Origin of the sequence: Sphingomonas sp. 2R-10, from assembly GCF_030062225.1 — a bacterium.
Classification (GTDB): domain Bacteria; phylum Pseudomonadota; class Alphaproteobacteria; order Sphingomonadales; family Sphingomonadaceae; genus Sphingomonas.
In genome coordinates, this window is record NZ_JASCXF010000025.1 from 52,665 (window position 1) to 64,907 (window position 12,243).

A 12,243-nucleotide genomic window follows, 5' to 3' on the forward strand; every position below is an offset into this window, starting at 1 on the left:
CAGCACCTACCCTATTAAGACCGGGTCTTTGAGGCGACCGTCGCAGTGCGGCACTACAGTCATTGCCATTGCTCGACGCCCGCTACCGTCATCCTCGCAACAATCGTGCGACCCCAACAAATAAACTCCGACCGTAATCTCCAATCAATATCGTGCCCGCACGACAGCAAAAAAGCTGCGTCCAGCCTCTGGGAAGCCGTCCGTCAGAGTGTAATATTCATCAAACAGATTGCGCGCGCCAACACCGATCGACAGCTGCTCTGTGAGCGCGAAGTCTGCCCGGATGTCGGCACGAACATAGCTACCGGTGCGGTAATAGACCGGGGGCGATGCCGTGGTGATGGTGGTGCGGTTGGACGCAAACTCGACGCTGGGCGTCAGCTCCAGGCGCGGGAAAGGACGCCAGCTTGCATAGACGAAGCCCTTGTCGGACGGCACGTCAGTCAGCTCGAACGCAGGGACGACGACGCCGGTCTGCGGGCTGATCGTGAAGTTGCGTTCGATGTGCGTGTAGTTGGCACCGATGTCGAGTGTCGGCCCGACGCGCGCCACGACACCGATCTCGCCGCCATAATAGTTCGCCGAACCGAGATTGCGGCGCTGGGAGGTGTTGGCCGGGAAGCCCGCCGGACGCACCGCCACGATTGCGTTGTTGATGTCGCTGTAGAACAGCGCGGCGGTGACGGTCAGCGCGCCGATCGCATGGCTGCCGCCCAGCTCGTAATTGGTCGCACGCTCGGCATCGAGGCCGGGGTTCGACGCGGCGGTGCCGAACTGCGTCGAGAACCGCTCGAACAGCGTCGGAAAACGGGCGCGAGACGAGACGCTGGCATAGAGCCGGCTGCTCTCGACCGGCTTCCACTCGATACGCCCCTGCGCGTTCCAGGCATCGGCGTTGCGCAACGGATAGCTGAAGATGCGCGCCGCGCCGCCCGTGGGCGGGGTGCCGTATTCCTCCGCGCGCGACAGGTCGCGCCAGTCGTAGCTCGCGCCCAGCGTCAGCGCGACGGTCGGGGTCAGGTCGCGGGCATATTCGCCCGCGATGCTATAGGTGTCCTCGACGCTGCGCTGGCGGGGTTCGGTGAAGCCGCTGGGGAAGCTCTGCTGGTACTCGTCGTGCTGATCGCGTCGGTAATGGACGGCGAGCGACAGGCGGTCCGCATCAGTGGGACGAAGCGCCAGCTCGGCCGAGCCGCCCCAGGATTCATCCTCGTAATAGCTGTTGAAGGCACGAGCGCGCGTCTGGGTGGTCTGCGTCCGATCGTCGAAGGCGCTGAGCAGGTTATCGAAGGTGTTGCGATAGACGCGCGTGCGCAGCGTCGCGCGGTCCCCCAGCGCGGTCGTGGAAAGGAAGTAGATGCTCTCGATGTTCCAGTAGGGCCAGCTCCAGTTGCGCTGGGTGCTGATCGGGTCGGTGATGTGGAGGGGCGCGTTCTTCTCGCCCTCCTGCCGGGTGTAGCTCAACGAGTATTCGTCGGTCGCGTTGGGGGTGAAGCCGAGCTTGGCGTTCACCCGCCAGTCGCGGGTCGCGGAAAAGTCGCGCGCGCCCCCGTTCTCGTTTGCGGTCGGCGTGAAGCTGCCCGGCAGATCCCAATGGTCGGTGTCGTTGATCGCGTAGCTTGCCTGCGCATACCAGCGATCCTGCCGGGTGCCGATCAGGCCGAAGGCGTTATAGCCGGCATAGTCCACGCCGCGATCGAGATTGAGCTGGGCACGGCCCTCGATCTCCAGCGCCTTGGTCGGCTTGCGGGTTACGAGGTTGACTGCGCCGCCCATCGCGCCGGGGCCGTCCAGCACCGACGCATAGCCCTTGGCAACCTGGAGCTGCGCCACGTCAGGCGTCAGGAAACGGCCATAGTCGAGGCGGTTGTCGGCGGGCAAATAGACGCGAATGCCGTCGATCGACACCGGCACCTGGAACCGATCGAAGCCGCGCACGAACAGCAGGCGTTCGTTGCGCGACCCGCCGCTGTTGCCGGCAGTGACGCCGGGGATCAGGCTCGCCGCCTCGTCGAGCGACTGACGATCGAACTTGTAGATCGCCTCCTGCCCAACGGACTCGCTGCCGATCTCGACGCCCTGCGGGCGCGCGCCGGTGACGATGATCTCGCCGAGCCGGAAGCTATTGTCCTGTTCGTCACGCGGCGCGGAGGGCGCATCCTGCGCGAACGCCGGCATGGTCGATGAAGCAAGCAACATGGCCGCGGTCAGCGTAAAGCGCATCGATAGTACCCCTTTGCGATCGAGCCGACTGTTTCGTGTCTTCGATCATCTATATACGACGAGATATATACCCTGTTGGAGGAGTTGCCGCCGATGTTCAATGCCTTGCTCGCTGCCATGCTGTTGCAGGCGTCCGCTCCTGCACACGACGCTTGTCCTTCCGTCGCCGCGCCGCCTGCGGAATTGTCGGGTTGGGCCTCGCCGCGTCCGCTTAGTGCCGGTCGCACAGCCGCGCAGGCAACAATGCTGACACCTGGCGTAGCGGTCACGGTACGCCTCCCGTCCACGCGGGACGTGCAGTACGTCGTGCGGCCAGAGAAGCCGGGCGGGTCAGTCAGCTATGGGGGCGTCTTTGCGTTCACCGTCGCCACCCCGGGTCGCTATCGGATCGCGCTGGGTTCGGGCGCGTGGATCGATGTGCTGGCGGACGGCAAACCCGCGACCTCGGTCGCGCACGGTCACGGCCCTGCCTGCACCGGCATCCGCAAGATGGTCGATTTCGATCTCGGCGCTGGTCGCTACGTCCTTCAGGTCGCCGGCAATGGCACCGCCGATCTGCCGCTGATGGTGACGAAGCTGCCGGCGTGATCGGACGGGCGGCGCTGGCGCTTTCGGCGTTGATCCTGACGGCCGCGGTCGCTGCCCCGTGGCGGTGGACGTTGCCGGCGGGCGTCGTCGCGCCAGTCGTCCCCGCTGACAATCCGATGTCGGCCGCGAAAGTCGCGCTCGGTCGCCGACTGTTCTACGACGCGGACCTGTCGATCGACGGTACGATGTCGTGCGCAAGCTGCCACGAGCAGAAGCACGCCTTCGCGGACGGCAACACGACCCGGCCGGGGGTGCACGGCGATGCCGGCCGCCGCAATGTGCCGGGCCTCGCCAATGTCGCATGGCTGCCCGTCCTGACCGCGGCCGATCCACGCGTCACGACGCTGGAAGCCCAAGCTGCGATCCCGATCTTCGGTCTGACGCCGGTCAAGATGGGGATGCACGGCAGCGATCAGGAAATCCCACGCCGGCTGTCGCGCGATGCCTGCTACCGGCGCCAGTTCCGCGCAGCCTTCCCGGATCGCCGGGGTCGGATCGACATGTCCAGCGTCACGCTGGCGCTGGCGAGCTTCGAGCGCAGCATGGTGTCGTTCGATACGCCCGCCGATCGGGGCAACCTCTCCCGCGAAGCGAGCGCCGGCAAGGCGATATTCGGTCGAATCTGCGCCTCCTGCCATTCCGGTCCCAACTTCACCGATGGCCGCTTTCACGCAGTGCTGCCCGTCAACAAGACGGATCGCGGCTTGGCGGAGACGACAGGCCAGGCAGAGGACGACGGGCGCTTTCGCACATCGTCCCTGCGCAACGTCGCAGTGACCGGCCCATGGTTTCACGACGGGTCCGCGCGCACGCTTGGTGAAGCCATCGCCCGCCACCCCATAAGGTTGAATGCTGCCGACATGGACGGCCTGCTCGCCTATCTGGAGGCGCTGACCGATCGCGGCTTTATCGAAAATCCCGCCTTTGCGTATCCGGACGATCCCTGCGGCAGCAAATAACGATGCTGCCACAGGGACGTTGAACGATCACATGCGGAAGCGAATCGTCCCACCGATGGTGCGCGGATCGCTTGGCGTGCCGACGATCAGGCCGGAATTACCCGCCTGGATCGTGAGGTTCTGGATGTAATCGGCGTCGAGCAGATTGCGTGCCCAGACGATCAGCTCCAGCCCGTCCGCGAAGCGATAACCGATGTTGGCATTGGTCAGGTTGTAGCCGCGGATGTAGGTAAAGCGCGAGAGGCTGGGGTCGCCATTGAAGCCGCTGCGCGATGCGGTATCGACATGGACGAACACCTGCCCGTCACCCACCGGACGCTGATAATCCAGCCCGGCGGTCACCGCGAAGCGTGGCAGCGAAGCGAGCCGCCGCCCAGTGAGGCTGCACCGCGTCGTGGCGGCGGTCTGCACTTCCAGCGGGCAAGGTCCGGCGGGGTAGTTGGTGTATTCGCCATCCGAATAGGCGAAGTTGGTTCGTGCGCTGAGACCCGGCAGGATGAGAGCGGTCACGTCCGCCTCGATCCCCTTCACCGTCACCTCTGGGATGTTGGACAGGTAGCCGCGAAGCTGCACTGATTGGGTCAGCGAGTTCTCCACCACCGTCGCCTGGAAGTCGCGGACCTTGGTGTAGAAGCCGTCGATGTTGAAGATCAGCCGATTGTCGAACAGCGTATTTTTGAGGCCGATTTCATAGGTCTCGTTGCGCTCAGGCCGCACCACGGCGGTCGCCAGAACCGGCCGATTGTTGTTATCGAGCGGCAGACCGGACATGTTGATCCCGCCCGATTTGAACCCGCGCGCATAGCTCGCATAGGCCATGGTCGTATCGGTCACCTGCCAGGCGAGATTGCCGCGTCCGGTCAGGCTGCCGTCGCTGTCATGCGCCTCATAGCTTTGCGGACGCAGCACGCCGAGGCGGGCGTTGATGAGGGCTGTGCTGGTCGTCGCCGGCCCCCCTGAGACGGTCGTGTTGTAATAGCCGTCCTTGTCTTCCTGCGTGTAGCGCAGGCCCACCGTCGCCGTCAGACGATCGAAGAAGCGGTAATTGACCTCGCCGAAGGCAGCGTAGCTGAGGCTGCGGAAGTCAGTGCGCCCGTCCTGCCCGTAGCCGTCGAGCAGGTTGGAGGGCACGGCCGTGTTGTTCGCGCCCGTCACCGTGCCGATCAGGTAGTGCGCGGCGGCCGGACCATAGATGCTGATCGGTCGCCCGGTCAGCCGCTGGCGGAAGCCATAGAGGCCAACGACATAAGACAGCGGCCCGGTGCCGTTCGAGGCAAGTCGAAGCTCCTGGCTATACTGATCCTGCCGGGATGGGATGTGCTGCGACAGCTGCACGGGGATGCCGGTATAGTCGCGGTCGTTCTCCGCATCCCAATTCCAGAAACGCCACGCGGTGACCGACGTCAGCGTGACCGGGCCAAGATTCCAGTCGGTGATTGCACTGACGCCGCCCTCGTTGGTGTCGACGCCCAGCGGCCCATCAATGTCGATCTTGCGGTCGTAGGGGTTGGTGCTGGGCGGCGAATAGCCGAACTGCGCAGCCAAGCCGTTCGGCCCGCCGAACTGGCGGTTGGCCGCTCGCAGGCTCGTGCCGGTGCGCAAATAGACCTGCGTGCAGCAATAGGCCTGGAAGTTGGTGAAGTCGGCGATGACCCGCATCTGGATCGTGTCGTCCGGCTTGAAGAGCAGTTGCCCACGCACCGCCTGCGTGCCGAGCGTGTTGGCCGCCCGGCCGGTGCGAACATTGTCGAGCACGCCGTCGCGGCGGGTCGAGACGCCCGAGATACGATAGGCAATCGTGTCGGTGATTGGCCCCGATGCCCAGCCCTTGGCCTGGACGAAGTTGTAGTCGCCGTAGGACAGCTCGGCAAAGCCTTCACGGGTGAAGGCCGGCGCGCGCGTGGTGATGTTGAGTGCGCCTGCCGTCGTGTTTTTGCCAAAGAGCGTTCCTTGCGGCCCGCGCAGTTCCTCGACCTGCTCGATGTCGGCAAAGTCGAACGCGGCCGTCGCCGGACGCGCATGATAAACCTGGTCGACGTAGAAGCCGACGCCGCCCTCCAGCCCGTCGTTGGCCTGGCTGACCGCGACGACGCTGGAGCCAAGGCCACGGATCGTGAAGGCGGTGTTGCGCGGATTGGCCGAGCTGTAATTCAGCGTCGGGATCAGCGTCGTCAGGCCTTGCGTGTTGACCGTGTAGCTCTGATCGAGAAGCGCACCGCCCACCACCGACAGCGCGCCAGGAACGCGCTGCGCATCTTCCGCCCGGCGCCGGGCCGTGACGATGACGTCAGGCAGGCCTTCATCGCTTGCCGATGCCTGCGCGTTCGTCTGTTCTGTAGCAGGTGCAGGAACGATCGTTTGAGCCACCGCAGGTGCGGAAATGGCAGGCACGGCTACGGCACACAGCAGGACTGCGATACGCTTCGACATTGATGGAAACCCCTTTTCGCGGTCGCAGCCGCGGTTCTATGTACGGCCCTATATCGTTGCGATATTCATCCGTATATATTGGGTTTCGAAGTCAGTTGCGCTCAGTCCGGGGAAAGCGGCGCGGAGCGCAAAAAGCTTTGCACCCGCGCGTAGGCTGGCCGCTCGGCAACCGCGGACGCCTCCCGCTCCATTTCACGGTAAGCTTCCAGAACCGCCTTGCCGGTGGGGCTTACCCGCGACCCGCGATCAAGACCGCCACCCTTGACAGTATCCACCAGCGGAGGATCGAAACAGCGGTTCATTTCATCGACCAGCAGCCAGGCGCGGCGATAGCTCATGCCGAGTGCGCGGCCTGCCGCGCTGATCGACCCCTCGGACTGAATCGCTTCCAGGAGGTCGGCCTTACCCGGTCCCATCGCCAGGGCATCGCCGCATGCGATCTGGATTTTCAGCCAGAGGGGTCCGACCTTCATCTTACTTGCCGATCATCACGTCGCTGGCCTTGATGATGACGGTGACCGCCTCGCCTTCCGCCAGACCGAGGTCGGCAATCGCCTCTTCGGTGATGTTGGCAGTCACGACGTTCCCACCACCGATTTCGACCTTGATCGAACCATTCACCGCGCCGGGCGTGATCGAGACGATGGTGCCGGAAATCTGGTTACGCGCGCTGATCTTCATGGATGCTTCCCTGCATTCATGGTTGCCCGTCTGGGCAACCAGGCCGTCATGTACCGCAACCGTTGCCAAAGTGCGACTGCGCGGCCTTATGTCCCTCTCGAGCGATACAATATATCCGCAAAAATATAGTGCTTCATTAAGGATAGCGACGCCTGACAGGACGTTCGTTGGCAGGACACTCCCTGCCTCGCGAAAGGTCATCGATCATGGTCACCGCTACCGGCTATGCCGCCAAGCACAGTTTCTCACGTCTGAAGCCGATCGAGATCGAACGCGATCCACCCAAGGCCAACGAGGTGCAGATCGACGTCCTGTACTGCGGCGTTTGCCACTCCGACATCCATCAGTGCGAGAATGACTGGGGCAATACCGTCTATCCATGCATGCCAGGCCACGAGGTCGTGGGGAGGGTTTCGGCCAAGGGTGCGAGCGTCACCAAGCATGAGGTGGGCGATCTGGTCGGGGTCGGCTGCATGATCGACAGCTGCCATGAGTGCGGTCCGTGCAAGGCGGGTGATGAGCAATATTGCGAAGGGCCGAACAGCTGGCTGGCGACCTATAACGGCCCGATGAAGCCCGCTGCGCAGGCGAAGACCGGCACAAACATGTATGGCCGGGACAATACGTTCGGTGGCTACTCGGACGTCCTCGTCGTGCGGGAAGATTTTGTCCTGAAGATACCGGCATCGATACCGGTCGAAGCGGCAGCCCCGATCCTGTGCGCAGGCGTCACCACCTATTCGCCGATGAAGCATTGGGGGGTGAAGGCCGGTGACAAGGTCGGCGTCGTCGGCTTCGGCGGTCTGGGTGACATGGCGGTCAAGATCGCGGTCGCAATGGGGGCCGATGTGACGGTCTTCACGACGACCAAGGAGAAGGTCGCGGAGGCAGAGAAGCTGGGTGCCAAGGGCGTCGTCGAAGGCGACAAGGAAGCCTCGGAAGCGCTTGAGGGTCAGTTCGACTTCATCCTCTCGACGATCCCGGAGAAGCACAAGATCGACCCGTTCATTCCGCTGCTCAAGCACGATGCTGCCTATGTCTCGGTCGGCGCTTTGGCCCCCATGCCAGGCTGGAACCACATGCCGGTCATCATGGGGCGCAAGTCGATTGCCGGTTCGCTGATCGGCTCGATCGCAGAGACGCAGGAGGTGCTCGACTTCTGCGCCGAGCATGGCATCGCGCCTGACGTGCAGGTGATCCCGATCCAGGAGATCAACGAGGCGTACAAGAAGGTGAAGTCGGGCGATGTCCGCTTCCGGTACGTCATCGACAGCGCCAGCCTCGCGCAGGAAAAGGCAGAAGCGGCCTGATACAAAAACGGCATGGCATCGCCTGAAACGACGATGCCATGCCGTATCAAAAGCCCCCGATCGGCGTGACCGATCGGGGGCTTTTCTTATGTGTCAGGCGACGCCGGCACCACCAGTGACGCCGTACACCTCGCCGCTGATGTAGCTGCCTTCCTGGCTCGCCAGCAGCACATAGACCGGCGCGATCTCGACGGGCTGACCCGGCCGGCCATACTGGCTTTCCGACCCGAACTTCATCACCGCCTCGGGCGGCTGACCGCCGGATGCCTGGAGCGGCGTCCAGAACGGGCCGGGGGCCACGACGTTAGCGCGTATGCCCTTTTCCAGCAGCTGCTTGGCGAGAGCCTTGGTGTAGGCCACGATCCCCGCCTTCGTCGTCGCATAGTCGAGCAGGATCGCGGACGGCTCATAGGCCTGGATCGAAGCGGTGGTGATGACCGAACCACCTGCCGGGAGATGCGGTACGGCCGCCTGCGCGATCCAGTGCATCACATAGAGGTTGGTCTTCATGGTCTTGTCGAAATCCTCCGACGTGACCTTGGAGATGTCCTCGCGGTTCTGCTGACGCCCGGCGTTGATGACGAGAATATCGATCCCGCCGAGCGTCTCGACGGCCTGCGCAACAAGCGTCCGGCACCACTCCTCATCGGTGATATCACCGGGAAGGTCGACGGCCGTCCGGCCTTCGGCTTCGATCAGCTGGATGACCTCGGCGGCATCGCTCTTCTCCGCCGGGAGGTAGGAAATGGCGACATCCGCTCCCTCGCGCGCAAACGCGATCGCAGCGGCGCGGCCGATGCCGCTGTCTGCGCCGGTGATGAGCGCCTTGCGGCCGGTCAGCCTGCCCGATCCCTTGTAGCTCGTCTCACCATGATCCGGCACCGGGTTCATCTTGGATGCCTCACCTGGTACGGGCTGGGGCTGACGCGGAAAGGGAGGCTGGGGATACTGGTTGCGAGGATCCTGCATGGTCAGGCGATCGGTCATGACGTTCTCCATAGGGAAGATAGAAATTGGTCGCAGGCGGCTGCCGGACCGGGGATGGACAGCGCCATGATGTGCGCCGGATGGTTGAGGCCTTGAAGAAGGGGAGCCGGAAACGCGCGGGTTACCGGATCGATCATCCCGGTTTCGACTACGTGGCCGGCGAGGCTTGTTGAGGGCGCAATTGACCGGTTTGGGAGACCACTGCTGCCTTTCGGCAAGCCCAGCTGCGCAAAGCACGAACACGGCGATCGTCGACCGGCGCCCATCGACAATTGCCCGGCTCAAATCCTCGTGCCGCATCGATCCGCACAAGCTGAGTACCGGCAGGGCGTTCACCCATGTCGGCTAGAAACCGCTCGAATGAAGCGGCCCATATCGAATGTGGGACGAGGCCAAGAGCACCCATAGCCCGCCAGCCCGGCGACGAAGGGTTCCGCGCCCCATCATTGAGCAACTGCCAGCTCCGATAGGTCGGGCCGTGATGTTTCCGAGCACGATGCCCGTGGACAGTCAGACGTTCGGCACAGATTTCGCGATGAAGGCAGCCGCAACTTGCCGTGTTCCCAGCACGGACGTTGCAGCCATCCGCGACGACCGTGCCGCCACAATCGCAATCGAAATGCCAATAGGCGCGACCACCTGGTGAGGTATGCGAATAGGCAACGCCGACAAGCCGGCCATACCGCCGCCCTTCCATGTCGATCCGCAACTTCCTCGGCACCTGATACCCCACGCAGCGTTATATACCGCTATATATAATGCGTGGATCTTCGGTTTGTTCTCTGAACGTCGATAAAGTCCGCCCGGGGTTACGATCGCCGGCGCAGGCGCATTGCCTCACAGTCATCGAGGAATGGATTGCCTCAAATCACACGTCATTCAGCCAAGCTGACAGTCGGCCGTCACATTGGGTGGCCATCCGGCTTGCCTTCACGTCCGCAGTGATTTTCCCGGCTTCGATCAGGCATAAGCGATCCGCGCTCGCCATAGCGTCCTCGATGTCGTGGGTAATGAAGATGATCGGGAGAGGTGTTTCCGATCGTAGCTCTCTCAAAAGCTGGTGAAGCGAGCGGCGTGTCGGGCGATCGACTGCCGAGAAGGGTTCATCGAGCAACAGGACTTTCGGGTTTCTGGCAAGCGCACGGGCGAGTGCGACCCGCTGCTGCTGGCCCCCCGATAGTGTCGCTGGCAAGCGATCGCCCAGCCCTTCGAGGTGAACACGCTTCAGGAAGGCGTCTGCACGGTGCCGTCGCTCATCCCGCAGCCGGTCGAGCATCGCCTCCATGATGTTCTGTCCCGCAGTGAGGTGCGGGAAGAGCGCATAGGACTGAAACACCATGCCAGCATGCCGCCGGGAGGCAGCAAGATCGATCCCGGCCGCGGTATCGAGCCAGGTGTCGCCACCGGCCTGGATTGTACCTTCTGGCACGCGGTGCAGCCCCGCGACCGTCCGTAGGATGGTGGACTTGCCCGCGCCCGAGGGGCCAATCAGCGCCAGCGTTTCATGCGCATGGACGCTGAACGCCACGTCGATCGCGATCGGCGTGGTGGCTCTTATGCGAACATCCAGGCCGTCAGCCATGCCGTTGCTTACGCCCCGTCAGGATTAAGCTGATCGTCACCGCAATCAACGATATCCCCATCAACACCGCCGCCATGCTGCCAGCGGCCGCATTGTCGAATGCCTGCACCCGATCATAGATGGACAGCGCTAGCGTCCGCGTCTCGCCGGGCAGCGAGCCGCCTACCATCAGCACGACGCCGAACTCGCCCAGCGTGTGGGCAAACGCCAGCACTGCACCGGTGATAATCCCAGGCCATGCCAGCGGCAGCTCTACGCGCCGGAAGGTCTGCCAGCGCGAATGACCGCACGTCGCTGATGCGTCGCGTAGCTCCTGGCCGATCGCTTCAAATGCCCGCTGCGCGGGCTGGATCGCGAAGGGCAGATTGACGACGACCGATGCAACCAGCACGCCTTGGAAGCTGAATACCAACGCACCTCCAAACAGCGCCTGCCAGACACGGCCGATCGGGGAGTCAGGCCCCATGCCGACAAGAAGATAGAAGCCGATGACGGTCGGGGGCAGAACAAGGGGTAGCGTCAGAGCCGCTTCGATAAGCGCACGCCCGCGCAATCGCGTGGTCGCAAGCCAGCGCCCCGCGACGATCGCCACGGGCAACAACACTGCAATCGTCAGAAAACCGAGCCACAGCGATAGGCGGAGCGCCTGCCAGTCCATCCGCCGCGATCAACGCTCGCCGGGAAGGGCAAATCCGTACCTGACCAGGATGCGGCGTGCGGCGGGTTGCTGAACATAGCTATAGAACCGCTGCGCAGTCGGACTGGCCCCCTTGATCAGCACCATCCGTTGGCGGAGCGGCTTATGCCACGTGGCGGGCAGCAGCTTATAGCTCGCGCGCGCCGCAAACGCTGGGTCCAGGACCAGGGCATACGAGACAATGCCGCCTTGGGCACCGCCAGCGATCGCGAACTGCAGCGCTTGGGATACGTTCTCTCCCAGCACCAGCTTGCTGGCGAGCGGCTGCCACAGCTTCACGTGCTGCAGCGCTTCACGTGCCCGTGCGCCGTAGGGAGCATGCTCAGGATTGGCGATGGCAAACCGGGTGATCTGCCCGCGTGCGAGTGCGTTGCGCAGGCCGGTAAGGTTGCTGTCGAGTGTCAGCGGCGAGCCCTTTGGGGCAACCACCGCAAGACGCCCGATCGCATAGAGAGTGCCCGCATTTACAGTCTTACCGGCGCGGGCAAGATCGGTCGCGTACTGCTCATCGGCCGATAGGAAGAGCTGGAACGGCGCGCCCTGCTGTATCTGCTGAAAGAAGGTGCCCGATGAGCCAAACGTCAGCTTCACCTCCTGTCCGGTATCGCGCTTGAATGCTGCTGCGACGTCGGTCAGCGCCACGCGCAAATCCGCCGCAGCTGCGATGTTCGGCACGTCCTGTGCCGCTGCCGGCGCCGAGAGGCACAGCGTCAGCCCGACTAGGAGAAGGCGGCGGGAAATATGCAAAAACGGCTTCATGGTCGCCTCGGTCGTTATATCTTGCGG

General features: G+C 63.6%; 11 protein-coding genes. 3 read left to right on the forward strand and 8 right to left on the reverse strand.

The genetic code is table 11. The features are described from left to right. Nucleotides 1-144: 144 nt before the first annotated feature. Nucleotides 145-2,223 (reverse strand): TonB-dependent receptor plug domain-containing protein, encoded by a 2,079-nt coding sequence (locus QLH51_RS12805; protein ID WP_283514606.1) that lies wholly within the window; start codon nt 2,221-2,223, stop codon nt 145-147. Between the two features lie 294 nt (nt 2,224-2,517). Between QLH51_RS12805 and QLH51_RS12810 the strand changes: the two genes are divergently transcribed. Next, the gene (locus tag QLH51_RS12810) at nt 2,518-2,811 is read left to right on the forward strand and encodes a homogentisate 1,2-dioxygenase (RefSeq protein WP_283514607.1); all 294 of its coding nucleotides are present in this window, start codon (nt 2,518-2,520) and stop codon (nt 2,809-2,811) included. Then, the gene (locus QLH51_RS12815; RefSeq protein ID WP_283514608.1) at nt 2,808-3,770 is read left to right on the forward strand and encodes a cytochrome c peroxidase; all 963 of its coding nucleotides are present in this window, start codon (nt 2,808-2,810) and stop codon (nt 3,768-3,770) included. The genes QLH51_RS12810 and QLH51_RS12815 overlap by 4 nt, the downstream gene beginning before the upstream one ends. Nucleotides 3,771-3,797: 27 nt before the next feature. Here the strand turns inward: QLH51_RS12815 and QLH51_RS12820 are convergent, their stop codons facing one another. The 3 genes from QLH51_RS12820 to QLH51_RS12830 form a co-directional block, all read right to left on the reverse strand. Then, nucleotides 3,798-6,200 (reverse strand): TonB-dependent receptor, encoded by a 2,403-nt coding sequence (locus tag QLH51_RS12820; RefSeq protein ID WP_283514609.1) that lies wholly within the window; start codon nt 6,198-6,200, stop codon nt 3,798-3,800. 101 nt (nt 6,201-6,301) lie between these two features. Next, complete coding sequence (locus QLH51_RS12825; RefSeq protein ID WP_283514610.1) at nt 6,302-6,673, reverse strand: winged helix-turn-helix domain-containing protein; 372 nt, start codon at nt 6,671-6,673, stop codon at nt 6,302-6,304. 1 nt (nt 6,674) lies between these two features. Beyond that, nucleotides 6,675-6,881: a TOBE domain-containing protein gene (locus tag QLH51_RS12830; protein ID WP_283514611.1), complete on the reverse strand. Its 207-nt coding sequence runs from the start codon at nt 6,879-6,881 to the stop codon at nt 6,675-6,677. Nucleotides 6,882-7,087: 206 nt separating this feature from the next. Between QLH51_RS12830 and QLH51_RS12835 the strand changes: the two genes are divergently transcribed. Continuing rightward, on the forward strand, nt 7,088-8,191 hold the full coding sequence (locus tag QLH51_RS12835) for an NAD(P)-dependent alcohol dehydrogenase (RefSeq protein ID WP_283514612.1): 1,104 nt from the start codon (nt 7,088-7,090) through the stop codon (nt 8,189-8,191). A 93-nt stretch (nt 8,192-8,284) separates the two neighbouring features. Here the strand turns inward: QLH51_RS12835 and QLH51_RS12840 are convergent, their stop codons facing one another. The 4 genes from QLH51_RS12840 to modA form a co-directional block, all read right to left on the reverse strand. Then, the gene (locus QLH51_RS12840; protein ID WP_283514613.1) at nt 8,285-9,178 is read right to left on the reverse strand and encodes an SDR family oxidoreductase; all 894 of its coding nucleotides are present in this window, start codon (nt 9,176-9,178) and stop codon (nt 8,285-8,287) included. Between the two features lie 868 nt (nt 9,179-10,046). After that, nucleotides 10,047-10,760: an ABC transporter ATP-binding protein gene (locus QLH51_RS12845; protein ID WP_283514614.1), complete on the reverse strand. Its 714-nt coding sequence runs from the start codon at nt 10,758-10,760 to the stop codon at nt 10,047-10,049. After that, nucleotides 10,753-11,418, reverse strand: a complete 666-nt coding sequence (modB, locus tag QLH51_RS12850) for a molybdate ABC transporter permease subunit (RefSeq protein WP_283514615.1) — start codon at nt 11,416-11,418, stop codon at nt 10,753-10,755. Before modB ends, QLH51_RS12845 begins: the two co-directional genes overlap by 8 nt. A gap of 9 nt (nt 11,419-11,427) precedes the next feature. Continuing rightward, nucleotides 11,428-12,243 (reverse strand): molybdate ABC transporter substrate-binding protein (gene modA / locus QLH51_RS12855; RefSeq protein ID WP_336620701.1); only part of this gene is annotated, 816 nt, incomplete at its 5' end.

What these genes read in the sequence shown, in the direction of transcription:
- QLH51_RS12805 (WP_283514606.1), bottom strand. Translation starts at nt 2,223, where the DNA reads ATGCGCTTTACGCTGACCGCGGCCATGTTGCTTGCTTCATCGACCATG.
- QLH51_RS12820 (WP_283514609.1), bottom strand. Translation starts at nt 6,200, where the DNA reads ATGTCGAAGCGTATCGCAGTCCTGCTGTGTGCCGTAGCCGTGCCTGCC.
- QLH51_RS12825 (WP_283514610.1), bottom strand. Translation starts at nt 6,673, where the DNA reads ATGAAGGTCGGACCCCTCTGGCTGAAAATCCAGATCGCATGCGGCGAT.
- QLH51_RS12830 (WP_283514611.1), bottom strand. Translation starts at nt 6,881, where the DNA reads ATGAAGATCAGCGCGCGTAACCAGATTTCCGGCACCATCGTCTCGATC.
- QLH51_RS12835 (WP_283514612.1), top strand. Translation starts at nt 7,088, where the DNA reads ATGGTCACCGCTACCGGCTATGCCGCCAAGCACAGTTTCTCACGTCTG.
- QLH51_RS12840 (WP_283514613.1), bottom strand. Translation starts at nt 9,178, where the DNA reads ATGACCGATCGCCTGACCATGCAGGATCCTCGCAACCAGTATCCCCAG.
- QLH51_RS12845 (WP_283514614.1), bottom strand. Translation starts at nt 10,760, where the DNA reads ATGGCTGACGGCCTGGATGTTCGCATAAGAGCCACCACGCCGATCGCG.
- modB (WP_283514615.1), bottom strand. Translation starts at nt 11,418, where the DNA reads ATGGACTGGCAGGCGCTCCGCCTATCGCTGTGGCTCGGTTTTCTGACG.